The 26,045-nt window shown below is 38.5% G+C and carries 23 protein-coding genes, 1 tRNA gene and 1 riboswitch; of the genes, 14 read left to right on the plus strand and 10 right to left on the minus strand.

Translation table 11 applies throughout. The annotated features are described in order from the left end of the window. Positions 1-39 precede the first annotated feature (39 nt). From DES38_RS09100 to DES38_RS09110, 3 genes are all read right to left on the minus strand, one after another. Complete coding sequence (locus DES38_RS09100) at positions 40-1,887, minus strand: methyl-accepting chemotaxis protein (RefSeq protein WP_110251799.1); 1,848 nt, start codon at positions 1,885-1,887, stop codon at positions 40-42. A 256-nt stretch (positions 1,888-2,143) separates the two neighbouring features. Beyond that, a complete protein-coding gene (locus DES38_RS09105) occupies positions 2,144-2,533 on the minus strand; it encodes a PilZ domain-containing protein (protein WP_170114379.1) in 390 nt (129 codons plus the stop codon). Between the two features lie 48 nt (positions 2,534-2,581). Beyond that, positions 2,582-4,684, minus strand: a complete 2,103-nt coding sequence (locus tag DES38_RS09110; protein ID WP_170114380.1) for a FapA family protein — start codon at positions 4,682-4,684, stop codon at positions 2,582-2,584. A 103-nt stretch (positions 4,685-4,787) separates the two neighbouring features. After that, a riboswitch (cyclic di-GMP riboswitch) is annotated at positions 4,788-4,872 on the minus strand. 309 nt (positions 4,873-5,181) lie between these two features. On the opposite strand from DES38_RS09110, the gene DES38_RS09115 reads away from it, so the two are divergent. Genes DES38_RS09115 through DES38_RS09125 form a run of 3 tightly spaced genes read left to right on the plus strand, consistent with a single transcriptional unit; the run spans position 5,182 to position 8,972 of the window. Continuing rightward, entirely contained in the window at positions 5,182-7,443 is a 2,262-nt protein-coding gene (locus DES38_RS09115; protein WP_110251802.1) for a ribonucleoside-diphosphate reductase subunit alpha, read from the plus strand. Positions 7,444-7,453: 10 nt separating this feature from the next. Next, complete coding sequence (locus DES38_RS09120) at positions 7,454-8,500, plus strand: ribonucleotide-diphosphate reductase subunit beta (RefSeq protein ID WP_110251803.1); 1,047 nt, start codon at positions 7,454-7,456, stop codon at positions 8,498-8,500. A 37-nt stretch (positions 8,501-8,537) separates the two neighbouring features. After that, positions 8,538-8,972, plus strand: coding sequence for a flavodoxin domain-containing protein (locus DES38_RS09125; RefSeq protein WP_110251804.1), 435 nt, complete (start codon positions 8,538-8,540; stop codon positions 8,970-8,972). A gap of 122 nt (positions 8,973-9,094) precedes the next feature. Here the strand turns inward: DES38_RS09125 and DES38_RS09130 are convergent, their stop codons facing one another. Then, a complete protein-coding gene (locus DES38_RS09130; RefSeq protein WP_110251845.1) occupies positions 9,095-10,804 on the minus strand; it encodes an ABC transporter ATP-binding protein in 1,710 nt (569 codons plus the stop codon). Positions 10,805-11,093: 289 nt separating this feature from the next. On the opposite strand from DES38_RS09130, the gene sppA reads away from it, so the two are divergent. The 5 genes from sppA to DES38_RS09155 all read left to right on the plus strand — a co-directional run bounded on the left by sppA (position 11,094) and on the right by DES38_RS09155 (position 15,600). Then, complete coding sequence (sppA, locus tag DES38_RS09135) at positions 11,094-12,110, plus strand: signal peptide peptidase SppA (protein WP_110251805.1); 1,017 nt, start codon at positions 11,094-11,096, stop codon at positions 12,108-12,110. Beyond that, positions 12,111-12,593, plus strand: a complete 483-nt coding sequence (locus DES38_RS09140; protein ID WP_110251806.1) for an RDD family protein — start codon at positions 12,111-12,113, stop codon at positions 12,591-12,593. It begins immediately after the preceding gene. A 532-nt stretch (positions 12,594-13,125) separates the two neighbouring features. Then, positions 13,126-13,359, plus strand: a complete 234-nt coding sequence (locus tag DES38_RS09145) for a FeoA family protein (RefSeq protein ID WP_110251807.1) — start codon at positions 13,126-13,128, stop codon at positions 13,357-13,359. Next, positions 13,350-15,341, plus strand: coding sequence for a ferrous iron transport protein B (gene feoB, locus DES38_RS09150; RefSeq protein ID WP_110251808.1), 1,992 nt, complete (start codon positions 13,350-13,352; stop codon positions 15,339-15,341). The genes DES38_RS09145 and feoB overlap by 10 nt, the downstream gene beginning before the upstream one ends. Before the next feature lie 67 nt (positions 15,342-15,408). Beyond that, positions 15,409-15,600, plus strand: coding sequence for a FeoB-associated Cys-rich membrane protein (locus DES38_RS09155; protein WP_110251809.1), 192 nt, complete (start codon positions 15,409-15,411; stop codon positions 15,598-15,600). A gap of 75 nt (positions 15,601-15,675) precedes the next feature. On the opposite strand, the gene DES38_RS09160 is transcribed toward DES38_RS09155, so the two are convergent. After that, entirely contained in the window at positions 15,676-15,858 is a 183-nt protein-coding gene (locus DES38_RS09160) for a hypothetical protein (RefSeq protein ID WP_110251810.1), read from the minus strand. 133 nt (positions 15,859-15,991) lie between these two features. On the opposite strand from DES38_RS09160, the gene DES38_RS09165 reads away from it, so the two are divergent. Next, entirely contained in the window at positions 15,992-17,005 is a 1,014-nt protein-coding gene (locus tag DES38_RS09165) for an LLM class flavin-dependent oxidoreductase (RefSeq protein ID WP_110251811.1), read from the plus strand. Between the two features lie 211 nt (positions 17,006-17,216). Here DES38_RS09165 and DES38_RS09170 read toward each other — a convergent pair whose 3' ends face one another. Then, positions 17,217-17,813: a membrane lipoprotein lipid attachment site-containing protein gene (locus tag DES38_RS09170; protein ID WP_110251812.1), complete on the minus strand. Its 597-nt coding sequence runs from the start codon at positions 17,811-17,813 to the stop codon at positions 17,217-17,219. Positions 17,814-18,222: 409 nt separating this feature from the next. After that, positions 18,223-18,295: transfer RNA gene (locus tag DES38_RS09175), tRNA-Ala, on the minus strand. A 125-nt stretch (positions 18,296-18,420) separates the two neighbouring features. On the opposite strand from DES38_RS09175, the gene DES38_RS09180 reads away from it, so the two are divergent. The 5 genes from DES38_RS09180 to DES38_RS09200 are packed head-to-tail and all read left to right on the plus strand — an operon-like array spanning position 18,421 to position 21,227. Further along, positions 18,421-18,696, plus strand: a complete 276-nt coding sequence (locus tag DES38_RS09180) for an autorepressor SdpR family transcription factor (RefSeq protein ID WP_110251813.1) — start codon at positions 18,421-18,423, stop codon at positions 18,694-18,696. After that, positions 18,686-19,330 (plus strand): SdpI family protein, encoded by a 645-nt coding sequence (locus DES38_RS09185; protein ID WP_245882001.1) that lies wholly within the window; start codon positions 18,686-18,688, stop codon positions 19,328-19,330. The genes DES38_RS09180 and DES38_RS09185 overlap by 11 nt, the downstream gene beginning before the upstream one ends. A 6-nt stretch (positions 19,331-19,336) precedes the next feature. After that, positions 19,337-19,549 (plus strand): PLDc N-terminal domain-containing protein, encoded by a 213-nt coding sequence (locus DES38_RS09190; RefSeq protein WP_110251815.1) that lies wholly within the window; start codon positions 19,337-19,339, stop codon positions 19,547-19,549. Continuing rightward, complete coding sequence (locus DES38_RS09195) at positions 19,550-20,464, plus strand: ABC transporter ATP-binding protein (protein ID WP_110251816.1); 915 nt, start codon at positions 19,550-19,552, stop codon at positions 20,462-20,464. After that, a complete protein-coding gene (locus DES38_RS09200) occupies positions 20,454-21,227 on the plus strand; it encodes an ABC transporter permease (RefSeq protein WP_110251817.1) in 774 nt (257 codons plus the stop codon). The genes DES38_RS09195 and DES38_RS09200 overlap by 11 nt, the downstream gene beginning before the upstream one ends. Positions 21,228-21,326: 99 nt before the next feature. On the opposite strand, the gene DES38_RS09205 is transcribed toward DES38_RS09200, so the two are convergent. From DES38_RS09205 to DES38_RS09215, 3 genes are all read right to left on the minus strand, one after another. Next, positions 21,327-22,169 (minus strand): dimethylarginine dimethylaminohydrolase family protein, encoded by an 843-nt coding sequence (locus DES38_RS09205; protein ID WP_110251818.1) that lies wholly within the window; start codon positions 22,167-22,169, stop codon positions 21,327-21,329. A gap of 273 nt (positions 22,170-22,442) precedes the next feature. Further along, complete coding sequence (locus tag DES38_RS09210) at positions 22,443-23,249, minus strand: hypothetical protein (RefSeq protein ID WP_110251819.1); 807 nt, start codon at positions 23,247-23,249, stop codon at positions 22,443-22,445. Between the two features lie 454 nt (positions 23,250-23,703). After that, a complete protein-coding gene (locus DES38_RS09215) occupies positions 23,704-25,830 on the minus strand; it encodes an ATP-dependent Clp protease ATP-binding subunit (protein ID WP_110251820.1) in 2,127 nt (708 codons plus the stop codon). Positions 25,831-26,045: the final 215 nt, after the last annotated feature.

Raw genomic sequence — 26,045 nt, forward strand, 5'->3', positions numbered from 1 at the left:
AATGGCGTTGGATCAAATCCAACGCCATTGTTTTTTATCTTATATTTTATTGTGCTTTTCATCAATTTTAAACTGACGAATCAACTCGTTCAGGCGATTTGCTGAATCCATTAACATCTGAGAACCACTTGCAACCTCTTCCATCGATGTTGATGCTTCCTCAGCAGAAGCTGATGTCTCTTCAACACCTGCTGCTGACTCTTCTGAAATCGAAGCAATTTCTTGAACTGATCCATTGACCTGTTCACTATCAGCTGCCAAGGTTACGAGTCCATCCATTACTGTTTGAACATGGGTTGTCATCGTCGCAATCGCTTCTTCGATTGACTTAAACCGAACCCCGGTGCGTTCGATATCATCTTTCCCTTGTTCAACTTCTTGATTACCTTTAGACAACGCATCAGATACAGAGCGTGATTCTTGTTGGATCGTTTGAACAATGCCTGTAATATCCCCAATCGAATCATTCACTTGTTCTGCTAATTTACGTACTTCATCAGCGACAACGGCAAAACCTTTACCGTGCTCTCCGGCACGTGCCGCCTCAATCGCTGCATTTAATGCTAATAAATTCGTTTGATCAGCAATATCTTTTATCACACCAACAAGTTTGGTAATTTGTTTTGATTGTTCATCCAGGCCTGATACCTTCTTCACAGCATCCTTTACGATTTGATCAATCGTTGTCATCTGACTGATTGATTTTTCCATATACGTATTTCCAGCTTGCGTTTCTTCTAGTACCACACGTGATGAATCATTAATCGTTTCACTACTCGCACCGATAGCATTAATTCGATCAGCAAAGGCTTTCATTGTCTCAGCTAAATCACCAGCATAGGTTGCCTGAGACTCTGTTCCAGTAGCCAACTCTTCCATTGTAATCGCAATTTGTTCTGTACCAGTCTTCACGTCATTCGCGGATTGATTCAGTTGTTCACTCTCGCTGCGCACTTGATTTGAGGTCTCACTGATCTGGTTAATCATTGTAATAAGCTGTGCTTTCATTGTATTGATTGAAGAAGACAGTCGCCCGATTTCATCTTTCCCTTGATAATTGATTGTTTCAGCTGTTAAATCACCAGTGGCAATCTGATCACTGGTCTTAACAACACGATTCAAGTGTTTAGAAACATAGCGTGAAATAATCAATACCAGAACTAAACCGATGATTAGTGAAATGAGCATTGACGCAAGCAACATCGTCATTGCAAATGCTTGCGACTGATCAGCATCAGCTACTGCTTGATCACGATCTTCAATGATCATGTCACGTAAATATTCTAAATATAACGAGGTTGTATTTGTTGAACTGCTGAACCGATTGCTATACAAACGTCGAATATCTTCAGTTGCACCAACGTTTTCCATGATATCATTATAAAACATATCGTCGAGGGCTTGATTGTTCGCTAATACTTCATTATATAATGATTGTTGATTTTCATTTTGAATATTTTCACCCAAAAACTCTAGCAATTCATCAATACGTGCTTTTTTTGTTTCAAAATCTGATCGGTGTGTTTCATTACCGAATTGAATAAAGTTCATGGCTGATAACCCTTTAGATTGAATTTGAGCACTGAGTTCAGTTGTAAGAACAGCTCGATCTCCTTGGGCTTCAACAGTATCCATATTATCTTGAATGTCAAATAAAGTTTGGGAAACTAACGCCGTTGAAATTGATAATAATATAAAAATAGTTATAATGACAATACCGTATTTCCAACCAATTGAAATATTATGTAGACTGAATTTTTTATTGTTTTTAGTTGCTTTTCCTTTAGCATCACGATGCTTTATCTTGTTAATTCCACCTCTACTTTTTTTAATCTTTTCTTTCTTTACTTTAGACACTTTCTCTTTACCTTTTCTTAACAATTTCATGACCGATACCCTCCTGTTATAAAAGCGCTTTCAATTTCCAATAAAAGATAATTTATTGCCTGAACAAACTCTAATTCCATCATACTATTTTATTATCGGCTTGTTCAAGGTAATTCTTAATAAATTTATTTTAAAATGTATAGATCATTTCTAAAGATTCACAAATTGTTAACACTAAGGACTTATACAACGCTCAAAACAACTGCTTAGCACAATATTTTTCCGACTATTTAACCAAAATAAGAGACCTAGTCGCTTAGACTAAGCCCCCACCATCTGTGCGTCGTTTACTGTACTCTTTTACTGCATGTGTAATCCCCTGTTCACGTTCAGCGTCTTCAAATCCTTCAATACCGTAATGATAATAATCATTTTCTTCTTTTTTCCAAGCGATTTTTCCTAGCATCGTCAATGTTGTGCCCTCTAGCGAGAAAGTAGCTTCAATTAAAAATTCTTTTTTGTGTGTAGGCAAGTTTAATTTACTCTTAAATCGCATCCCTTTAGGACTGATATCAATAATCTTCATTGCCCCAGAATCTGTACGCTTTATTTTTTCTGTATCTTCATGATTCAGCAGTATCACAAAAGCGCCATCCACAGGTTCTAAAAATTGATACCGAAAGGGCTCTTTTCTTTTATAACGCATCTTCATCCCTTCCTTTCTTGCAGATAAAGTGTACCTTAACTGTTTACGTTAATGCAACTGCAAATCACCTTCAGCATTTAGACGCGCATAAACACCCATTTCACTCTGCTCAAAAATATGTTGCATATCACCAATTTTTATAACCGTGCCCTCTAATACTTTACCTAACCTTATTTTTTGATCTTCTGGTACCCGCACAATTGTTTTCGCTCCGAGACGACCACCGACTTCATTAATGTTACATCCAGCACCTGCAAAAACATGGCCACCTCTTAATATACCTTTCACTTCAACAAAACCATCTGCTTCAATATAGGTATTAATACATGATCTCCCCGTCACCGTTACATCACCAGCGCAAATCAGACGACTATTCAATGCATTTTTAAGCATAAGTTCAACATCCTGGTCGTTTTGAATGGCACTTAATTCAATTAATGATTTCATATTTTCTATCATTTGTTGAAATGTGACCAATGATATATCCACTTGTGGAATTTTGAAGAAAACATGTTTTAATTGCTCAACAAGCTTAAGCCATTCCTCATCAATTAGTACTGCTTGTTCCTGTTCGACAAGCTGATTGAATTTTTCAATTTCTTTCGGTAAATTCCCAAAACGTTTTTCTTTTAACAACAGTATAAGCGAAGTGACTGATGTATCTTTGTAAGAACTCGTTTTAAATTCTTTTGATTTAAAAATTTGTTTCAACATGATATACATACGCTCAGACTTTTGATAAATCGATTCCAGTAAGTGTTGCATCTCCACATCAACATGACTACCCGCTGATACATCACTTGCGTTAACACTACCATTGATTCTGATTGATTTTTGCGCGTGAATTGTCGCACCATTAACCGTTTGATGAATTTCCACATGCCCGCCTGATTGGATTTTCATGCCTTCTTTTACTTCACCTTTAATTTCAATATCGCCTCGAAATTCAATATTACCTGAACCTAAGTCAACATCACCATTATGAACCATTTGGGGTAATACTTTTGTTTTGACGTACTGTCCGCGTTGCTCAATATAAGGACGACCATTTTCATTCGCTATGATCCGGTCCTCTAAAAGTAATGTCCCTTTTTGCGTTTTTACATGCAACTGTTTAGCAAGACGAGGCGCTACTTCTTTTCCATGAACATTAACCCCAGGTTTACCTTCGATTGGATCATGAATAATCGCGATTATCTGACCTTTTTCTACAGTTGGTAACTTCTTTCGTTCTCGATAATCAACCGCTGCTAAGTCATCATTTTCTTTAGAAAGGTCTAAGACATCTGTCGCAACCATCTTTTCTAACCAACCATCTTTGCCATCTGTTGCTGCTTTCCCTTCGGCAATGATAAAGGTCCCCCCCTCAAAAGTGTTGAGAGCCTCGTGAATCACTTCTTCAAAGATACCATATTGTACAGATAAATCCGCTAACTGTTGCTTTATCTCAACAGCTGTTACCGTTTGGTGTAATTCAACCTTTTCTGTAGATTCAATCTTCACTTGATGGCTGGGGGCTGTATCCTTCAACTGACGGGTATGTTTAACACCAGGTTTAATTGCTAATTCAACGGCTAAGTCTTGATTGATAACCTTCACTGACCACTCTGTTTTTTCAAAGGTTTCTTCTAGGTCAAACGTAATTAATTCTTTCTCGGATACAAACAAAACGCGCTTATCTATGCGCTTGCCATCTTTTTTTGCATGAACACCATCGGTTAAATGAATCGATGGGGTATGCTTCTCACTATCTTTTACATGCAATGTGGAATCCTTAATCCATGCCTTTCCTTTTAATGAGGCATGGTCATAAAAGTCATTTGTATCTATTTCTTCTGTGTCAAGACGGTCATCATCTAATGCTTGGTCTGACGACTCAATATAGCTAAGGAATTGATCTAATGCCATATCCTCACGTTCAACTTGATTGTCTTTCGCGACATTGACCACGATTGGGTTAGGTGCATTAGGTTGCTCATTTAACTCATAACTCAATTTCACAATTGCATCCTTTGCACCCATACCAAGTACACCTTTAGATTCAGGTTGAATGACTTCAATCTGAACTTGATTTAATGAAAGGTTAAGTGATTGTAACCCTAAACGTATTGCTTCTTTAACAGTCTTCTCTTTCGAAATAAACGTTTGCATTGAATTCACCTCGCACACAGTCTGTGTCATTCTCTATTCCTTACCATTGAAATAATCGTTAAAAACAAAAACCACCTCATAGATAAGGTGGGCTTAACCATTAATAAGTAGCCCGGCGATCTTAACGATAATGCTTTAGACCCGTGGCTTTGCGTCCTAATCTTTCGAATAGTTTGCCCCATTTATTCTATTTGATTTAATTTCATTTTAATAGAAGCTCTATGCTTTTACAATCGTATCGTGCACACTTATTTAATATAATGTGCCGTTTGGTATTACTGCTATATTTTCCCTAGTTGCTACCCAACTAAACACCCATCCTATTATTCATACTTTATAAACGTTTTTGTATTTATTGTAGACAAATCGATCAAAAACGAGTAGTATACTATATATAGATTTAAAAAACACCAATAATACTACATATAGTATTCATCGGCGTCATTTATCATTTGTTATTTAGAATTTGTGAATACAGTTTGGAAAGAGGGAATAATATGCAGCAATTAGAAACGAACGAAATCATTCAGCATTTAAAAGCAAATTACAAGTTAGATTTTTCTGCACTCGAAGAAAAGTTAGCCACCATTACTGACGAGGAAAAACATAGTGAAACGGCACTGTTTTACGCACTGAATCATATTGATATTGATGCACCTGACTGGACCTTCGCAGCCAGTGGATTTTATCTTCAACAACTATATCATGAAGCTAGTACACACCGAAAGAACCAAAAAGCCTATGTTAACTTTTTCGGGCTCATTGATACCCTAACAGAAAAAGGTATTTATAGTAAAGAACTATTGGCCAGTTATTCTAAAGAAGATATCGACAAGCTAGAAAAAGTGATTGATCCGAAGAAAGATGAATTATTTAATTATATTGGGTTGTTTTTACTCAGTGATCGATATTTAGCACGTGACCATGATAAACTACTTTTCGAACTTCCACAAGAACGTTTCATGATTATCGCAATGACACTGATGCAACATGAAAAAGCTGAAGAACGATTATCTTTAGTTAAGGAAGCTTATTGGGCGCTAAGTAACCTCTACATGACTGTTGCAACACCGACCTTATCCAATGCAGGCAAATCATTTGGACAACTTTCTTCTTGTTTTATTGATACTGTAGATGATTCACTTGATGGCATTTATTTAAACAACTGGGACATTGCTAGACTTAGTAAAGATGGTGGGGGTATCGGTGTTTATTATGGAAAAGTCCGCGCATTAGGATCTGATATTAAGAAATTTAAAGGTAATTCTTCAGGCGTTATCCCGTGGATTAAACTAATCAATGATACGGCAGTAAGTGTTGATCAACTTGGCCAACGTCAGGGGGCTGTCGCTGTCTATCTAGATATCTTCCATAAAGACATTATGAACGGATTTTTAGATCTTAAAACGAATAACGGCGATGAACGTCGTAAAGCGCACGACATCTTCACTGGCGTTAGTATTCCCGATCTGTTTATGGAACAGTTACAAATCACTGATGCTTCTGGTCGGAGTGTCGGAGAGTGGCATACCTTCTGTCCACACCAAGTAAAACAAGTGATGGGTTGGAAAGACGCGTCAGGACAACCACTAGGCCTTGAAGATTTTTATGATGAGGTCGATCATAAATATTTCACAGAAAAGTATCAAGAAGCTGTTGATCATCCACTACTGCCAAGAAAAACGTACCGAGCTATGGATGTAATGGCACGAATTATGGTTGCCCAACTTGAGACAGGTACCCCGTATATGTTTTATCGCGATGAAGTTAACCGTAAAAATGCCAATAAACATGTGCGTGGTGTAGGCTACACGTCTATTTATTCGAGTAACCTTTGTACTGAAATTGCACAAAATATGTCAGCCACTACTATCGTAAATGAATACACAGATACAGATGGAAACATTGTCATCGTTCGTAAGCCTGGGGACTTTGTTGTTTGTAACTTATCATCAATTAACTTAGCGAAAGCTGTAACGGGTGATGTGCTTGAGCGATTAATTCCAATTCAAGTTCGACTTTTAGACAATGTGATTGACTTGAACACCATTAGCGTAAAACAAGCAGAAACAACCAATAAAGCCTATCGTGCGGTTGGACTTGGAACGTTTGGCTGGCACCATCTTTTAAGTCTAAAACAACTTTACTGGGAGTCAGATGCTGCCGCTCAGTACGCAGATGAGCTTTATGAAGAAATTGCTTACTTAACAATTAAAGCCTCACATACGCTTGCTAAAGAAAAGGGAACTTATTCAAGGTTTTCTGGGTCTGAATGGGAAACCGGTGACTACTTTAAGCGTCGAGGATATACATCTGAACGTTGGCTACAACTTCAAAAAGATGTGCAACAATCAGGGATTAGAAATGGTTACTTGATGGCTGTTGCCCCTAACTCATCAACAGCTAAAATTGGTGGATCCACCGATGGGATCGATCCTATCTATGCGATTATGTATGCAGAGGAAAAGAAAAACTTTAAATTCAAAGTCACAGTCCCGGACTTAACGCCGAAAACATATCCTTATTATCTTAAAGCGCGTCACGAAGTTGATCAACATGCAAGCATAAGACAAAACGCGATGCGACAACGCCATATTGATCAAGGCATTAGCTTTAATCTTTATGTCAGACATGATATTAAAGCAAAAGAATTGCTCGATCTTCACCTTGAAAGTTATCGTCTTGGTTTAAAAACAACCTATTATGTAAGAAGCACATCACAAACGGAAATTGAAGAGTGCGAAGCATGTCACAGTTAGGAGTGAAAGAATGAAAGTAGACCAACCCTTACAATCAATCAAATTGCTAAATCCAGCTCAACCGAATAAATCGACAGGGATTATTAATGGCCAGTCGTCAGGCATTTTAAACTGGAACGATATTAGTCATCCACAAATGTATGAATTATACCAAACATTGCTTGGTAACTTCTGGAAAGCACAAGAAATCAATATGCAAGATGATGTAAAGCAGTGGGATCGTTTATCTGATACTGAGCGGGATATTTTCTTGCGTGTAAACACGCAACTCGCATCACTTGATAGTTTACAAACACCGACAATGACAGAGGTGATGCATTATGTCACGGATTCAAGTTTTAAAGCTATTTTAGCCGTTATTAGTCAACAAGAAGCTGTTCACAATGAATCTTATTCTTACATCTTAAGTTCCCTTGTTCCGCTTAGTGAACAAAATAAACGTTTCAATGAAGCAAAAGAGGATCCAATCGTCCAAAAACGCAACCAGTTGATACTGGATGCGTATCAACAATTTATCGATCGGCCGACACCACAACATTTATTTGAACTCGCCGTTAATTCAATTAATTTAGAGGGCATTTATTTCTACAGTGGCTTTGCCTTCTTCTATCATTTAGCGCGTCAACAAAAGATGTTAAAAACGAGCACGATGATTTCTTACATTCAACGCGATGAGATGCAACATGCCTATTTCATCTCACAATTTATTCGGATTCTCTTAAGTGAAAACAAAGAATTAAACACAGAAGCAAATATCGAGTATATCTATCAAACGATTGGTAAAGCGATTGAACTGGAAAAAGAATGGGCAGATCATATCTTAAAGGATATTGATGGCATCGAGTTAGATGAGTTCCATAATTATTTAGAATACCTTGCAAATAAACGATTCCGTCAGCTCGGATTAGATAACTACTATCCAGAACGAGACAATCCGATGGCTTGGATTCATGTCTTTTCTGACGAGATGATGAACGAAACAAAATCTGATTTCTTTGAGCAGAAATCACGTACGTACACCAAAGTATCCTCATCTAATGGTTTTGACGAGCTCTAACTAAATCGATTTAAAACGGATAAAAAGAGGTGATCTTTTGAAAGCTTGTATCGTCTATACGTCAACGACAGGTAACACTGAAGAAGTTGCTACAGCCATCTATAATCAACTTGTTTCTCATATTGATACGGATCTTATGTCGATTGATAACTTTGAATTTTCAACAATAAACATGTATGATTATTTCATTATTGGTACTTATACCTGGGGAAATGGTCAACTTCCAACTGAAATGAAAGCTTTATACCAAAGGATTGAAACGCATGCCAACAAGCACCTTCGTACAGCTGTGTTTGGGACAGGTGATCGATTTTACCCGCTTTTTTGTGGTGCAGTGGATCGGTTCCGCGATATGTTGTATGAGAAAACGGATCTTGCGGTTACATTTAAAGTCGAACTCTCACCTCAACAAACGGATTACAATAAGGTGCCTATATTTGTCGATAGAATGTTAGCAGTACAAGTGAGTTAGTTGATTGTCTCTTTAATTTTATTTTTTCAAAAAATAATCTTAACTATAAATACACCCCTATAAAAATTAATCCATGGGGTGTATTTATCATTGTTTTCTGTAACGTTTTTTGTGGGTGTATATTAATTAAATTGTGCTTGGTGTAGGCGATAATAAGCGCCTTGTTTCTCGATTAACTCCGCATGAGGGCCAACCTCTTCAATTCCTTCCGTCGTAACAACAACAATCTTATCTGCATGTTTAATTGTCGCCAGTCGATGCGCAATCACTAATGTTGTCCGTCCTTCGGCAAGTTCTTCAAGCGCCTTTTGAATCATGATTTCTGTTTCAGTATCTAGTGCTGAGGTTGCTTCATCTAAAATTAGAATCGGTGGGTTTTTCAAAAACATTCTTGCGATGGATAACCGCTGTTTTTGTCCACCAGAAAGTTTCACGCCTCGTTCACCAATGATCGTCATTAAACCATAAGGTTGGTCTGAAATAAATGTATCTAAGCGTGCCTGTTTAGCAGCTGCCATAATTTCATCATCACTAGCATCTAGTTTTCCGTATGCGATATTTTCTCTAATTGTTCCTGAAAATAGAAACACATCTTGTTGAACCACGCCGATTTGTTCGCGTAACTTTTGTTGAGTGACTTTTCGAATATCGATACCATCAACAGTGATCGTTCCATGTGTTACCTCGTAAAAACGGGGGAGCAGATTACATAAGGTTGTCTTCCCCGCACCTGAAGGACCGACAAAAGCCACTGTTTCCCCTTGATTAATTGTCAAATTAATCCCAGATAAAACATCTTGATGACCTTCATAACCAAAGTGAACATCATCGTACCTAATGTCACCGTTGATTTCCAAATCCTGAGCGTCTTCAGCATCTTTAATTTCCGGTTCCGTATCCAACACTTCTGTGTAACGTTTAAACCCAGCAAAACCTTTTGGATAACTTTCGATGACAGCATTGATTTTTTGAATAGGACCAATCAGAATGTTTGTCAGGAGAATAAACGCAACAAATTCACCATGTGAAAGTACATCTCCAATGACAAAATATGAACCAAACATAAGTGTCGATAACGTAATCAAACGCATGAGAAAATAATTGACTGTCACGTTTTGAGCCATGATTTTATATGAACTGAGTTTTGTCGCTCGGTAATCACTATTATTCGCTTGGAACTTGTTTTCTTCATACGCCTCATTACTGAACGCTTTAACGACACGAATTCCACCGATGCTGTCTTCTACTCGTGCATTAATATTCGCGACATCTTGAAACATCCGTCTGAATGTAATGGTCATTTTTTTATTGAAGTGAATTGCAAAGACAACAATCACTGGGACAACAGTAAAGATAATGAGACCTAATTGTACATCAATCGAAACCATAATCCATAAAGAGCCAATTAAGGTCATAATCGCAACAAAGACATCTTCCGGACCGTGGTGTGCAACTTCACCGATCTCTTCAAGATCTTTGGTCAACCGAGAAATGGAATGACCTGTTTTGGCATTGTCAAAATAACCAAAGGACAACGACTGCAGATGCTTGAATAACTTTCGTCGCATATCTGTTTCAATATTAATCCCTAACATATGCCCCCAATAGGTCACAACAAAATGCAAGCCCGTATTCATTAAATAAATCAGCAATAACCCAAAAGCAGCCCACAAAATAACGGTAAAGTTCTCACTTGGTAGTAATTCATCAATTATATAATTGACCGCAAGTGGAAACCCCAGTTCCAATAATCCGACAAAAACGGCTGCACTAAAATCCAAATAAAACAATCCTTTATATGGTTTATAATAACTAAAAAAACGTTTTAAAATCATAATCCCCGTCCTAACCTTTATTCTTATTAGTATTCATTAGCTTAATATAGCATATCTAAATGGATTGCACGGCAGAAATGCTTTAAATTATGGATTCCTTTCCGTAATTTTCTTTCTTACTAAAAAAAGAATCAATAGATAAAAAGAAGAACACAACTGTACCGATAGATAATTCAAAAAATACCCATTTTACTCTAGCATCTTTTTCTTGTTTTTGGTAGACTAAACCATGTGAGTCTTTTTACATATTGGATTCGAATCTACTTATATTAATGGAGGGAACTTAATGACAAACAAGCGTTGGCTAGCAATTGGACTAGCAATCATCGTTCTTATCGTCTCACTCATCATTCCGCAAATTGGCGAATTGATTGTAGAAGATGACGAAAATGAAGATAAAACAGACAGAGGATTTTTTAATAGCTTTTTAGAAGAGGCAACGAGTGTCACCGTCTTAGAAGAGGGTGATTCAACTAGCCGCATTGCCGTCTTAGATGTTAAGGGTGAAATTATCGATCAAGAAGCGACACCTTTCGCGGCTACTGGCTACAATCATCAAAAACTACTCGGTGATTTAGAACACATTAAAAACGATGAATCGATTGAAGCAATTGTGTTACGGATTGACTCACCAGGTGGTGGTGTTTACGCGAGTGCAGAGTTAACAGACAAAATCAATGCAGTTAAAGAAGCGCGTGACATTCCAGTCTATACGGTTATGGAAAGCATGGCTGCGAGCGGGGGTTATTACATTGCCGCTAATTCAGAGAAGATTTTTGCTCAACGTGAAACAATTACGGGCTCAATTGGCGTTATTATGCAAGGGTTTAACATTAGTGAGCTGTTAGACAAATTAGGAATTGAAGACATGACCATAAAAAGTGGTGATTTGAAAGACCTTGGTTCAGCGACACGAGAAACCACTTCTGAAGAACTCGCTGTCTTACAGGAGTTAGTAGACAATATGTATGAACGTTTTGTTGATACCGTTGAATCCGGTCGTGATCTGACCCGTGAAGAAGTCTACGCTTTAGCCGATGGCCGTATTTATGATGGGACGCAAGCTGTAGAAAACGGGCTTGTTGATGAGCTTGGATACTTTAATGATGCCATCGATGATTTACAAGAAAGTTATGATCTGGAAAATGCCCAAGTGATCCGTTATGAAGTCGATGAAATGGATTGGTTCAGTCAGTTTATGTTCAGTTTTGAAGGTCTTTTACCCAAACAAACATCACCTTTATCCGAAATTGATACGAACGAAGAGGCACCGCAATTTATGTACATGTACAGGGGGTTATAAATGATGATTAAATCATTTGAAGATTATCCTGATTATTTCTATAGTGGATTCTTTATTCGATTATTCGCTTTTACCATCGACCTTATCATGATTGGCGCAGTCCAACGTATGACGTTGTTTTACTTTACTGATGGCACCTTAAAAACAAGTCTTTCGTTAGCGATTTACTTATTTTATTTTATACTGCTTACTAAGTTTAATCATGGTCAAACGTTAGGAAAAATGATTTTTGGTATCAAAGTTATTTGTTTAAAGGAAGAAAAACTATCTTGGACAACCGTTATTGTTCGAGAAGGCTTTGGACGCTACTTGCAAAAGGTCCTTTTGATTCTTTATACCCTTACAATCTTCACACGCTATAAACAGCATGTCGTTGACCTTCTTAGCGATACGTCTGTTGTCACCATTAATTATTTACGTTTGCTTGAAAAGGAACAGATGAATCAACCTGCGTTTGTCAATGAAGCACTCGTAGCTGAGTAAGCAAAAAAATAGTCATTAAATGACTCTATTATTCTCTATGAAGACGGCAATGTATTTCCTAATCTAAAATATTGGGAGATACATTGCCCTTTTTTATTGTTTAAGGTTATCAAGCTAAATTACAAACTTAATGATCCCTAATGTTGACAATCTATGATTAAAGTTACAGGCTTGTGGTGGTCAAAGACTTTTAGAATTCACAACGTTCAACCAGACCGGAAAGTTGCTACACTTAAGCGATCGTCTAGACTATAAATACCCTCCTGTTATTATTTAAAGGCAACTATTTGTAGAAGAATGCCCTTTTCAGTATACGTTTAAAATCTTTTTCAATGACTCGATTGAGCCGCGCACCACCAAATCTTTAATTGCATTCACGTATCACGCTATTTAGTCAGCACTGTAAATATCTTGTGAACCTTTTGTGACATTATCTACAATTCACTTTACCTCTTCCTTCCTAACGTATATGATAGATTCATAACTAATAATGAGAATCATTATCATATAGATTAAGAATGGGGGATGCTTCATGTTTCTGAATGAATTAAAAATAGGTGAAACTGCTCAAATAACTAATTTAAGTCAAGTTCAAGTGTTACTACAAAAACGTTTAGCACACTTAGGTATTTCAGAAGCGTGTGAAGTTTGTTTGAAAAATAAATTACCCTTTGGTGGTCCCTGTGTCATTGACTGTAAAGGACAAGCTGTTAGCTTACGTAAAAAAGATATTTGCACAATTCAGGTGGAAAAGTCATGCAGATAGCTTTACTAGGTAATCCAAACACAGGAAAAACATCATTATTTAATGCCTTAACGAATTCTTATGAATATGTTGGTAATTGGAGCGGGGTCACCGTTGAGAAAAAAGTCGGGCAATTCGTAGATCAATCCGGACAATTAATCGATCTTCCTGGCGTTTATTCATTAAATCCGATCTCAAAGGATGAAACGGTGGTCACTAACTATTTACTTGAAGACACTTGTGAAGGATTGATCAATATCATTGATGCTGCTCAACTTCGGCGCAACCTTCACCTTACGCTTCAACTTCGCGAGACAGGTAACCCGGTCATTGTTGGCCTTAATATGGTTGATGTTGCAAAAAACCGAGGGATAACCATCCATACAGAAAGACTTGCCCAAGCGCTCGATTTGACAGTCATGCCTATTGTGGCAAGAACAGGTCAAGGCATTGATATGTTACTATCACATCTACCCGAACTAAAAACTACAAATCAACTTGGACTCGTCATTGATTACGGAGCTATTATTGAACATGCAATCGCAAAGATTACCAACCACCTTTCTCAAACTAGCCTTAATAAACGCTGGTTAGCCCTACAATTTTTGGAAGGTAATCATGAAATCGAAGACTATTTAAATAAAACAAGTGACATCACTGTCATGCAACAGATACGCCTTGATGCTAATAAGGAAATAAGCGCATCGTCAAACCGAACCCTCGAACAAGTCATTTATCAGTACCGCGATCAATTTATTGATGCGTTGATTAATTCCACTGTGTGCACAGAAAAAAATCAGACAACGCCGCTATCAGAAAGAATTGACCGGATTGTCACTAACCGGTATCTAGGCATACCAATTTTTTTATCATTGATGTATATCATGTTTATGTTGACCTTCGATTGGCTCGGTTTTCCTATTTCTGACTTACTTGATGCTTTCTTTTCTGGTCCGCTAACATCAGTTATTCAGGCTGGGTTGAATTTGATTGGTGCCAGTTCATTTATTGAAGCTTTAATCATTGATGGAATCATTAGTGGTGTCGGCGGGGTCCTCGTCTTCGTACCACAAATATTTATTCTCTTTTTCTTTATTTCATTACTTGAGGATTCTGGATATATGGCTCGAGTCGCAACGGTTATGGACCGAATCATGCAGAGTGTCGGACTCAATGGAAAAGCTTTTATTCCAATGATCATTAGCTTCGGTTGCAATGTGCCGGGTGTTATGGCTGCACGGACGATTGAACAACCAAAAGAACGCTTAATCACGACTTTACTCACACCCTTAATGTCATGCTCAGCACGATTACCCGTTTATGCACTATTTGTCGGTGCTTTCTTCAGTCAGCATCAAGCACTCATTGTGCTATCCCTTTACGTTTTAGGGGTTGTCGTTGCTTTTATTTTGGCTTTTGTGTTTTCCAAAACGTTATTTAAAAATGAACAGTCTTTTTTTATCGTCGAGTTACCGCCTTACCGGTTACCTCAGTGGAAAACGTTAAGTCGTAGTACTTGGGACAAAGGGAAAGGCTTCGTGAAAAAAGCAGGAACATTTATTTTTGCAGGTTCAGTCTTTATATGGCTTCTGTCTTATAGCGGACCCGGAGGGGTTGACGTCGCTATGGATGAGAGTTTCCTTGCGATGATTGGTGGTATTTTTGCTCCGTTATTAATTCCACTTGGGTTCGGCACTTGGCAAGCAGCCGCAGCATTATTAACTGGATTCTTGGCCAAAGAGATTGTGGTTGCGACAATGGCGATTATTTATGTCGTTCCTGAAACAGGCATGCAAGAAGTCTTGCAGCAAGCTTTCACGCCTGTATCGGCTTATAGTTTTATGGTATTTATCTTACTCTATGTTCCTTGTCTTGCCACAGTCGCCGCCATTAATAAGGAAACCCAATCAAAACGACTTGCTTGGTTTAGTATTGGTTACGCATTTATTCTTGCTTACCTGCTTTCCTTTATCATTAATCAAGTTGGATCACGAATCATTTAAATAGCTACCTTAGTCTGATCGTTGTCTTTCTAACTAAGTGATGGAACGATACAAAGGAGTGTCATCAATGATTTTAAATTGGATCATCGGTATCATTATTTTTGGATATGCTAGCTTCATGATTTACCGTCATATTCAAAACAGCAAAAAAAGTAAATGTGCAGGTTGTCCGCTCAAGAAAAATTGTTCCTCTGTCGATGGTCATTGCGACCCTTCCGCTACCTATCAGCTAGATCTCTTTGATACAAACAGATCTTAAAATAGACTTATCTCGAATAAGTTATCGATCAAATTGTTTAAGATAAACACATCGACCAGCTCAAACAAAACGTCACTATTGACAGACGTTGTTTGAGCTGGTCGTTTCAAGTGATAGTCCTGTTACATCATCTTCAGCAACTGCCTGTTCACAGGTAAACGTTTCAAACGTTAAATAATCATCTAATCCTTGGTCTAAAAACCTAAAATCCGTTCGATTACCTTTACTGACCAAGTCTCGTTTTTCTTGTGACTTCACTGGTATCTTTTTATCACTCCACCATTACTTTGCCAAACAAAAAAATTGACAGGGACTTACTTTTTAGTTTTAAATCAAGATAACCCCTGTTTGAATAACAGGGTAATTCATGCCAGCTATAGGAGGCAAAACGATGCAACTCATTCGAAAGAACGCTAAAACATTTCAAGGTATTCCTTTATCAATTTTAGATCTTTCTCCAATTAATACAGAAGAAACAGCCACTGATGCTCTGAATCATTCGGTGACGCTTGCGAAAGATGCAGAAGCATTAGGATATAATCGCTATTGGGTCGCCGAGCATCACAATACCGCTTCAAGCGCAAGTGCAGCGACAGCAATTGTGATTAATCAGCTTGCGAACGAAACAACGTCCATTCGCCTGGGCTCTGGAGGCATTATGTTACCGAATCACGCCCCCTTAGTTGTAGCCGAACAATTCGGCACCTTAGCTTCGCTCCATTCACATCGGATTGATTTAGGGCTTGGACGCGCGCCAGGAACGGATCAAGTGACTGCTCGTGCCTTACATCGTGGGTTAGCCACTGAATTCCCTCAACAAGTTGAAGAACTATCCAGCTACTTCGCGGATAAACAAATCAATACCCAAAGACAAGTGCGTGCATTTGTCGCTGAGGGACAAGATGTACCTATTTGGTTGTTAGGATCGAGTACCTTTAGTGCACAATTAGCTGCTGAACAAGGTCGTCCTTATGCATTTGCTGGTCACTTCTCTCCCGGTTCGATTAAAGAAGCCATCACAGTTTACCGGGAGCACTTTAAACCTTCTGCTGATCTCGCAGAACCTTATGTGATGTTGGCCTTAAATGTGGTCGTTGCAAAAACAGACGAACAAGCCAACTGGCTCTTCTCCTCGATGCAACAGTTGTTTTTTGATTTACTCCATGGGAAATCAGGCGCTGTTAAGCCGCCGACAGACATGTCAACAGTTTGGCAGCCTTTTGAAGAAGCTGCTGTACTAAGAGCGTTAGAAGGAAGTATTGTCGGCAGTAAAGCAACCGTAGCTGATGCCTTAAAACAACGGATCGAAGCAACCGGTGTTGATGAATTGATGCTTACTGCACACTTATATAATCATGAGGATAGACGGTTCTCATATCAGCTGCTAGGGGAATTAATTGATTAATAAGAACACCTGCATTTAACATGAATCATGTCTGTTACCATTCAGATTTTATTTGCGCATGTCTGGGTTTTTACAAACGACTACTGCACAATCACCCTATGTTAATACTAAAAAGCAGAAACCAAGACATCAAATGGGTTTCTGCTTTTTAATCGTTTTTTATCACGCGCTTATTTTTAGAGCAATCCTCGGTTAATGTATCGCCAGTGATTTAATCAAGCTGTTCATAATTGAGAAAAAAGGATATATCTGATACTTTCCAGCGCCCTTCGTCTTCTTTTAGCGCGAGTTCTACTGAAGACAACGCATTCGATTGCTCATCAACAGCCTGATAAGTAATACCAAATTCCCCAGTCCCTATATAGCCATAATCTTCGATGACAAAATATTCAAATTCAGCTTTAAAAGCTTCTGTCTGTAGATCTGAAAAATACACTTCAACAATTTCTTGATCAACTACTTTTTCAATCCGATTCTCAAAGACTAACAGTGAAGGATGCGTTAAGGTTCCTAGGCTATCCATCTTTTTATCAAGCATGGCTTGAAGATATTTCCTTGTCTGTTCATTTACCTGTAGCAAGACGTCTCTTTCTTCTTCTGCTTTATTTCCACGATTTTTTTCTTGGTATAATTCTGTTTCTAATTGAGAAACCTCCTGAGTCAAACGATTTATTTCTTGCTCATTTAACATCTCTTCCGTTCTAGGTAGATCATCCGCTTGTTTGTCCGCATTTTCTTCTTGCTTATCTTCTACGTTGCAACCTGTTATTGCAACGAGCAACACAATAAAAAAGACTAACTTTCTCATCTTCTCATCCCTTTCCGTTATTATCTTAACGTAATGATGTCGTTTCTAGTTCCTGCTCTTCATACTTAAACTCATTATATGTATCATACATGCAACCGCTTCCGATTGTAGCAAATTTAACAACCTATTGCCAATACTTGCTTATGAAAAATATGATTACTTGCTAACCGTGATTTTCATTAAAAGAGACTGGCAAGAACGTTTTGGTAACCACTGCAACAGCTTATGCGGGAATTGATATGTCTTCCTTTTTAACTACCCATGGCAACATCTCTAAAAGACACCCCCGATAGGTTCAACTGGTCTATCCTAGTGAGGATAGACCGCTAATGGCTATAGCAAGGATTGTTTGCTCATCCTTTTATCAGAAAAGCCATCAATCATTAAAATGATTGATGGCTTTTTGTAGTGGAGCATAGCGGGATCGAACCGCTGACCTCTTGGCTGCCAGCCAAGCGCTCTCCCAGCTGAGCTAATGCCCCAAGAACAATATCTTTATTATAGCGAGCTTTTTATTGATCTGCAAGAGGTATTGACATTTCATTTGTTTTATTTTAGTATTTAGTTAATTACTTAAATACTAAAATACTGAGAGGAGCCGCACTTGATGAAAGAGGCTTTTAAAGCTTTAGCCGACCCTACCCGACGCAAAATCCTCGATTTATTAAAAGCGAAAGATTTAACCGCTGGACAAATAGCTGATCACTTTGACATGTCAAAGCCAAGCATTTCACAACATCTTCGCTTACTAAAGCAGGCAGGTCTAGTTGAAGATGAGAAACAAGGCCAATATGTGTATTATCATTTAAACATTACCGTATTTCAAGAACTCATCAGTTGGGCCATGACGTTTACAGATAAAGGAGATGATCATGATGCGTAAACATTTGGGAGCCATCGCATTAATACTAGCAACAGTATGCATGTGGTTCATCAGTTATCCTCATTTACCAGCTGAGATTCCGATGCAATGGGGACCCGATGGATCCGTTAATTGGTTTGCACCAAAAGCGATTGGGGCATTGCTTAACGTTGGCATTCTTATCGTGATATACCCCATACTTGTCCTTACCCCAAGACTTGATCCAAAACGGAAAGGCTACCTCCTAACATCAAAAGCATATTGGGTGATTGTCTATGCGACAATGGTGCTGCTGGTCTTTGTTAATGCCTTTGTTATTTTTAAGAGTCTAGGTGTTAACTTAAGAATTGAAGTCATCATTCCACTTATGATTGGGATCTTGTTTATCATTATCGGAAACTACATGCAAACCGTTAAAGCAAACTGGTTTTTGGGCATTCGTACCCCATGGACGTTATCAAGCGAGGCTGTTTGGCGTAAAACTCATCGTTTAGGGGCAAAATTATTCATTTTAACTGGACTTAGTTTTTTCATTGTTCCCTTTATCAATTCAGCATTCGCTGTATACTTTATTGTCATTGGGGCGCTAATGGTCGGTTTAATCCCAACCATTTATTCATATATCATTTACCAAAAAGAACAAAAGGAGGAATAAAAAATCATGGCAGCTGCTGAATTAGGTAACTTACTTCGATTAATTGCACCGCTACTCGCTTTACAGTTCATTTTAATGATTGTTGGTATTTTTGCTTGGTACAAAGCCGATGAAAACAACACAATAAAGGGGAATAAGTGGGCCTGGCTATTTGTTATTATTTTAATCAACACGATTGGCCCTATCCTATTCTTCATCTTAGGAAGGAGACAAGATTAAATGACCTTACTCATAAGCGAATTGTCTAAAACATTTGGGCAAAAACAAGCCGTCAATCACTTATCTTTTGAATTAGCTAAAGGTCAGACCGTTGCTTTACTTGGCCCTAATGGTGCCGGAAAAACAACAACATTACGAATGATTAGCGGTTTGATTAAACCGACTTCCGGCAACATTCGTTTTGATAACATTAAAAATGATGAGGACTTGCGTCAGCACATTGGCTATCTCCCGCAGTATCCTCAGTTCCATGGCTGGATGACTGGTCGTGAATTTCTTATTTACGTCGGCGAACTGAGCTACCTCTCAAAAAAAGAAGCATGTACACGTGCGGATGAATTACTTGTTAAAACAGGAATTTCAGAAGCTAAGAACAAGCGAATCAGTGCCTACTCAGGGGGAATGCGCCAGCGCTTAGGTATTGCGCAAGCCATGATTCATAGTCCGAAATTTTTATTGCTTGATGAACCTGTTTCATCATTAGATCCTGTGGGTCGCCGGGATATTCTTAATTTACTTGAGGAACTTAAAGAAGAAACAACGATCCTCTTTTCTACACATATCTTATCAGATGCGGAAGAAGTCTGTGATAGCTTGATTGTCATGAATGAGGGACGCATTGTTGAACAAGGGACGCTCGATTCTTTAAGAGACACCTATCAACGGCAAGTCATCGACTTACACTTCAAACCGTCGGCGATAGACATTAAAAAAGCGCTCGCGACAATTGAAGGGGTAACTTCCATCCATGAACAAAAGGGTCACTTACTCCTAGAGGTCACCCATGTTGATGTGGTTAAAGCAGACATTCTCAGACGAACGTTAAGTGAAGAATGGCCACTCGATTACTTTTCCGTTAACAAAACGTCACTTGAAGAAATGTTCATGGAGGTGATTGAACGTGATGCAATTTAAAACCGTATTGAAAAAAGAACTATTAATGCATATGCGTAACTATAGTCTGATTTGGATTCCCATTGTCTTTATCGTTCTGAGTATCATGGACCCGATTACCACCTATTACTTACCGATTATCCTTGAACAAGTTGGTGGTATGCCAGAAGGTGCAGTCTTTACTATACCTGAGATTCCACCGGTCGATGCGTTCATGTTGAGCCTCAGTGAGCTAAGTATGTTTGGTGTCCTTATCGTTATTCTCTTGACACTCTCAACGATTAGTGGGGAGCGTAAGACAGGTGTATTAGAACTTATCTTAGTCAAACCTGTCAAGACTGGCAACTATCTCGGCGCAAAATGGCTCGCAAAAATCATTATCTTCACTTCAGCGTTAGGTTTAGGTCTACTCCTTAGCTGGTATTATGTGACGATTTTATTTGGTGAGATTAGTTTCCTTTATACACTGCTGGCCATCTGCTTTTATGCTTTCTGGTTTGTCTTTGTTATTAGTGTAACCATGGTATTCGCTTCACTGGTGCGCACGCAAATACTGGGCTTTGGTTTAACAGTTCTAACCTTGACGTCTTTATCGATTATAAATGGTCTTTTCCATCATAAGATGCCTTGGTTTTATAATAATTTATCCAGTTTAATTGGTCAGATGTTGACACAAGAACAAATCTCGAGCGACCTTATCATCAATCTTGTGCTCCTTTTTGGGACATCACTCCTGCTCTTAGCCGTTAGCGTTTATTTATTCGATAAAAAAGAGAAACTATAACTTATCATTTGTACTTAAAAGTAATTTTGACATAATTAAAAAGCGAGACAAAAGGTTGATAGACCCTTTGTCTCGCTTTTTTGATGGTGTTTAATTGCACTACGCACGCAGTACTGGTAAGGTACAACAACGAAAGGAACCACCTGACTTGATGATTTCGTCAAAAGCTACTTCAATCACATCATAGCCCCGTTCTCTTAGCGTTTTATTCACATGTTGATTAGTCGGCATGCTGATGATTCTTTTTTGACCTATCGACAACACGTTTGTTCCTAGAGTGAATTGCTCTTCTTCACTGACATCAATCAGATCATACATAGCTTCAAGTTTTTTTAAGTCTTTTTCTTTCATACCAGGGCGATAGATAAGCGCCTCTGTTTCACTAATGATATTAAACGTACAATCCAAGTGTAAAATATCACCAGCCAATGTGATTGGGTAGATGCTGTGCGACGGCAGGGCTGCTGCAATTTGTTTGATTGCTGCCGCACTGGTTCGATCACTCACACCAATAAACACTCGGTCACGATCAATCATCACATCGCCACCCTCAATGGGATCGACTAACTCATCGCGAAAAGGTAAGGCTTGATTTAAGAGATATTCTTTTAAAATCGTCGTTTCTTTTGTTCTAATGTCACTGGCCATGTGAGCTATAAATAATTGATCCGCTAAGGTGAAGCCAATGTCTCGTGTAAAGACTTGTTCATTTAGTTTTTCTTTTACCGGTAATTGATCTACCGTAATCGCCGCATCCTCTAAAACATCCACGAGTTGCTGACGCTGTCTCTCAGCACGGTTCGGGTCAATGTTATCGTGCATATAATGTTTTTGTGTTTCATTGATAACTTCTGTAATTGCCATATACGTTGCAGGTGCCACAATGACGCGTTTTAATTCATCATATTCTGAATGACAACCGATGTGATTTTCTATTTGCATAATTGACTCTCCCTTCAAAAAAGCCAGAACTGTTCTCATTATAACAAATATCTTCACAATTAAAATCAGTCTAACCATTACCACAAAGGGATTTATCCAGTCTCCTACATGAATATTCACATCTTTATTCAATAACGCGGGAAATATTCTGGATTGGCTTATAGTAATGAATAAATATTCAGAAAATTTTTCTGAACTTTTTTATTAAGGATACTTATCAGAACACATGAATGGCTATTATCAAAGGTGTCTTAGTCACACGATTTCAGGTAGCTATTCTTTTTTTCGCTGCTTGCGAACGTGATCATAGAGACCAAACAGAACAGCACCATAGATGGCAGAGAAAAACACAATAACGTTGCCACGAGGTAATTCACTAAAGACTAGTAAGAGACCAATGGCGATACCGTAGTATAGCTGTGCTTTAAATAGCTTATTGACCGAAGCTTTTTTTCCATCATCGGTCTGGCTTTCTTTGTCTTCATCCATTAGGATATAGACAAAATAAAGCACCAAGCCAAATCCATAAAACAACACGTCAATAAGATCTGTATCAACAACACTTAAATACGTGAGATTATCGAACCAAAAGAGACCAATGTAGAGAATAAAACTCATGCTTATAAACAAATAATTCTGCTTATCATTCTGATTACCCTTCAAATTAAAAATGTAAGCTAGAAAAACGAGAAAAATATAGAGGCTATTTTCGTTGGCATACACGAGGTATGCTGCAAGTCCAATTAGCACTAAAAAATCTACGACTGTTGGACGCTTTCCTGTGATTTGGTTAATCACTCTTAAAAGCAAAAGGATAAGTAAAATTGTGCCTAGACTTACTTGGAAATCATTCAATAGAAAAGGGATGCCGAGACCGGCTGCACAAACAGCTGCATACTCTCTCTTGCAATCAATTTCTCTTACCAACGCCCAAGTCAGAAATAAGCTCGCACCAAACTGGACAGCAGTTAACAGTTCCCCGCTGAAAAAATAGCCAATCACAGCAAACAGCAAAGATGCAACAAGAATCATTTGATTCGGTTGATACGTCAAACTAATTTTCCGACCCAAAGTAAACATAAAAGACCTCCCATATTTAGCCATACGAATTATGATTTCTATCTATCATGATACACTGATGTTCGGTAAAATGAAAATGGATAGAATTAATTCGCTTATCTAAACAGATGAAAGTGTCCAAAAGGGACTATTTTAAAGCGACACATCACGCCACCCTACCTAACTTACATGGCCAGTCTGTAGCTAATGACCCCGATCACTTCTTTGAATTCTCTATATGAGACCTAGCTAAAACACTTCCCGCGCTAAAAATAACTGCTGCACATCTCGTCAGGGCTTCAATTGGCTCAAAAACAAGCGCAATAACGCTTCGTTCTAATTGATTGAATTTGACCTTTTTATTTAAGAACAAAAAAATCCGCCTGCGATCTAAGCGTAGGCGGATTTTCGTATATAATAACCACTTGCACCAACATTTGAGCACGCAGAATCATCAAATTGCTGTGTCCTCTGTTTATTTTCCCGTAACAACAATAGCGTCATTAACAACATCCACAAAAATCGTTTCCACGCTATCCTCTTCTAATAATAAATCAGTGATCCCATCTTCAACGGTTTCTTGAATGACACGACGCAATGGCCGTGCACCGAAGTGACGATCATAACCTTTCTTACTTAAAAACGCTTTTGCTTCATCAGAAACCTCTAAACGGTAGTCAAGATGTGTTAAGGTTTCGCGTAATTCATCAAGCATCAACTCAACAATTTTAATTAAATCCGCTTGTTCGAGTGCATTAAACGTAATAATTGAATCAAAGCGGTTAAGAAATTCAGGCTTGAAGTAGTCTTTGAGTTGTTCTAATGTCGAAACTGCTTCATTATGGTCATTGTTGAACCCCACATGTAATTCCTTATGAGCCGTTCCAGCATTACTTGTCATAATAATCACAGTGTCTTTAAAACTAACTGTCCGACCATGGCTATCTGTTAAGCGTCCGTCCTCCATGATTTGTAAAAACATATGTTGGACATCCGGGTGGGCTTTTTCAATTTCATCTAAAAGAATAAGGCTATATGGTTTGCGACGCACTTTTTCTGTTAACTGTCCTGCTTCGTCATGACCAACGTATCCAGGCGGTGAACCAATGATTTTAGAAACAGCATGTTTCTCCATGTATTCACTCATATCTAGACGAATCAAGCTATCCTTTGTACCAAATAACTCTTCAGCAAGCACCTTAGTAAGTTCCGTCTTTCCTACGCCAGTCGGACCAACGAATAAGAAAGAACCGATTGGACGGTGTTCTGATTTTAAACCCGCACGCGAACGACGAATCGCTTTCGCCACCTTTTCGACCGCGTGATCTTGACCGATGACTTTACTTGCTAAGTGTATGCGCAAATCTTTCATTTTGGTTTGTTCATCTTTTTGCATTTTCCGAACGGGGACACCTGTTTTTTCTTCAATCAATGTTTGGATCGCTTCAATCGTTACGTCAATCGACGGTGAATCTTCACTACGTTCCAATTGTTTTTCAAGCTGTAGTTCTTTGTGTCGCAAATTGGCCGCTGTTTCATAATCTTCGCGCTCGGCGGCTTCTAACTTTTGTTTACCAATCAACGCTAATTCTTCGTCAATGCTTGATTTATCTGTTTCTGACAGACTTAAATTTAGTCTTGCTCCAGCTTCATCGATTAAATCAATCGCTTTATCTGGTAAGAATCGGTCTTGAATGTAGCGTTTTGATAAAATGACTGCTTGCTCTATCACTTCATCTGAGTAATTAACGCGGTGATAGGCTTCGTAACGGTCCTTGATCCCCGTTAAAATTTGGATCGCTTCCGCAACCGATGGCTCTTTAACAATAATGGGTTGGAAACGGCGTTCTAACGCTTGATCTTTTTCAATCTGACGGTATTCCTTTAGTGTTGTCGCACCCATCAACTGAAGTTCACCACGGGCAAGTGCCGGTTTTAAAATATTCCCGGCATCCATTTGCGAGCCTTCAGCCGTTCCAGCTCCAACGAGCAAATGAATTTCATCGATAAATAGAATCACGTTTTTTCGGTCTTGTAATTCTTGAATCATGGCTTTCATCCGTTCTTCAAATTGACCACGGACACCCGTATTGGCTACTAGTGAAGCAACGTCGAGTAAATATACTTCTTTGTCTTTTAATTTACGTGGCACGTTGCCCTCAGTAATTTTTAGCGCTAACCCTTCAGCAATTGCTGTTTTACCAACACCAGGTTCACCAATCAATACCGGATTGTTTTTATTACGACGGTTTAGTGTTTCAATCACGCGTTTTACTTCTTCTTCACGACCAATGACAGGATCAATCAGACCTTGTCGACTTGCATCTGTGAGGTTTTGACCCAGTTCATCTAATAAACCATTCCCGCCTTGATTTTGTTTCGTTTTCATACGGGCTTGGTTTTTTTGTTTACCCGTAAAGCCATTGGCTTGTGACTCTTCTGCGCCAAAACTTTCTGAGCCAAACATGCCTGATGGGCGGAGAGATTCTTGACGGATTTCTTCGAAGCATACATTACAGACATGGAGCTGTTCAGTGTGGCCATTCATACGTAAGGTGACATTAACATTTGCGGGACGTGTTTGACATTTTTGACATTTCATTCGTAATTCCTCCTTAATGATCAAAGGTAATGTTTGACCTTTCCTGACTATAGTATACTCTGACCTTCTTTGACTTTCAAGTTATTTGATTTTTCACGTGAATCATCCTTAACAAACGACATGTATACTTAGAGCATTGTGAAAAGTCAATGCATTTATAAACGGACTCTCTTCTTAACGATTTGACGGGTTCAACGATGATTCAGGGTTAGAGA

Origin of the sequence: Streptohalobacillus salinus, from assembly GCF_003201605.1 — a bacterium.
Classification (GTDB): domain Bacteria; phylum Bacillota; class Bacilli; order Bacillales; family Amphibacillaceae; genus Streptohalobacillus; species Streptohalobacillus salinus.

What these genes read in the sequence shown, in the direction of transcription:
- DES38_RS09100 (WP_110251799.1), bottom strand. Translation starts at nt 1,887, where the DNA reads ATGAAATTGTTAAGAAAAGGTAAAGAGAAAGTGTCTAAAGTAAAGAAA.
- DES38_RS09105 (WP_170114379.1), bottom strand. Translation starts at nt 2,533, where the DNA reads ATGCGTTATAAAAGAAAAGAGCCCTTTCGGTATCAATTTTTAGAACCT.
- DES38_RS09110 (WP_170114380.1), bottom strand. Translation starts at nt 4,684, where the DNA reads ATGCAAACGTTTATTTCGAAAGAGAAGACTGTTAAAGAAGCAATACGT.
- DES38_RS09115 (WP_110251802.1), top strand. Translation starts at nt 5,182, where the DNA reads ATGCAGCAATTAGAAACGAACGAAATCATTCAGCATTTAAAAGCAAAT.
- DES38_RS09120 (WP_110251803.1), top strand. Translation starts at nt 7,454, where the DNA reads ATGAAAGTAGACCAACCCTTACAATCAATCAAATTGCTAAATCCAGCT.
- sppA (WP_110251805.1), top strand. Translation starts at nt 11,094, where the DNA reads ATGACAAACAAGCGTTGGCTAGCAATTGGACTAGCAATCATCGTTCTT.
- DES38_RS09140 (WP_110251806.1), top strand. Translation starts at nt 12,111, where the DNA reads ATGATGATTAAATCATTTGAAGATTATCCTGATTATTTCTATAGTGGA.
- DES38_RS09145 (WP_110251807.1), top strand. Translation starts at nt 13,126, where the DNA reads ATGTTTCTGAATGAATTAAAAATAGGTGAAACTGCTCAAATAACTAAT.
- feoB (WP_110251808.1), top strand. Translation starts at nt 13,350, where the DNA reads ATGCAGATAGCTTTACTAGGTAATCCAAACACAGGAAAAACATCATTA.
- DES38_RS09155 (WP_110251809.1), top strand. Translation starts at nt 15,409, where the DNA reads ATGATTTTAAATTGGATCATCGGTATCATTATTTTTGGATATGCTAGC.
- DES38_RS09165 (WP_110251811.1), top strand. Translation starts at nt 15,992, where the DNA reads ATGCAACTCATTCGAAAGAACGCTAAAACATTTCAAGGTATTCCTTTA.
- DES38_RS09170 (WP_110251812.1), bottom strand. Translation starts at nt 17,813, where the DNA reads ATGAGAAAGTTAGTCTTTTTTATTGTGTTGCTCGTTGCAATAACAGGT.
- DES38_RS09180 (WP_110251813.1), top strand. Translation starts at nt 18,421, where the DNA reads ATGAAAGAGGCTTTTAAAGCTTTAGCCGACCCTACCCGACGCAAAATC.
- DES38_RS09185 (WP_245882001.1), top strand. Translation starts at nt 18,686, where the DNA reads ATGATGCGTAAACATTTGGGAGCCATCGCATTAATACTAGCAACAGTA.
- DES38_RS09190 (WP_110251815.1), top strand. Translation starts at nt 19,337, where the DNA reads ATGGCAGCTGCTGAATTAGGTAACTTACTTCGATTAATTGCACCGCTA.
- DES38_RS09195 (WP_110251816.1), top strand. Translation starts at nt 19,550, where the DNA reads ATGACCTTACTCATAAGCGAATTGTCTAAAACATTTGGGCAAAAACAA.
- DES38_RS09200 (WP_110251817.1), top strand. Translation starts at nt 20,454, where the DNA reads ATGCAATTTAAAACCGTATTGAAAAAAGAACTATTAATGCATATGCGT.
- DES38_RS09205 (WP_110251818.1), bottom strand. Translation starts at nt 22,169, where the DNA reads ATGCAAATAGAAAATCACATCGGTTGTCATTCAGAATATGATGAATTA.
- DES38_RS09210 (WP_110251819.1), bottom strand. Translation starts at nt 23,249, where the DNA reads ATGTTTACTTTGGGTCGGAAAATTAGTTTGACGTATCAACCGAATCAA.
- DES38_RS09215 (WP_110251820.1), bottom strand. Translation starts at nt 25,830, where the DNA reads ATGAAATGTCAAAAATGTCAAACACGTCCCGCAAATGTTAATGTCACC.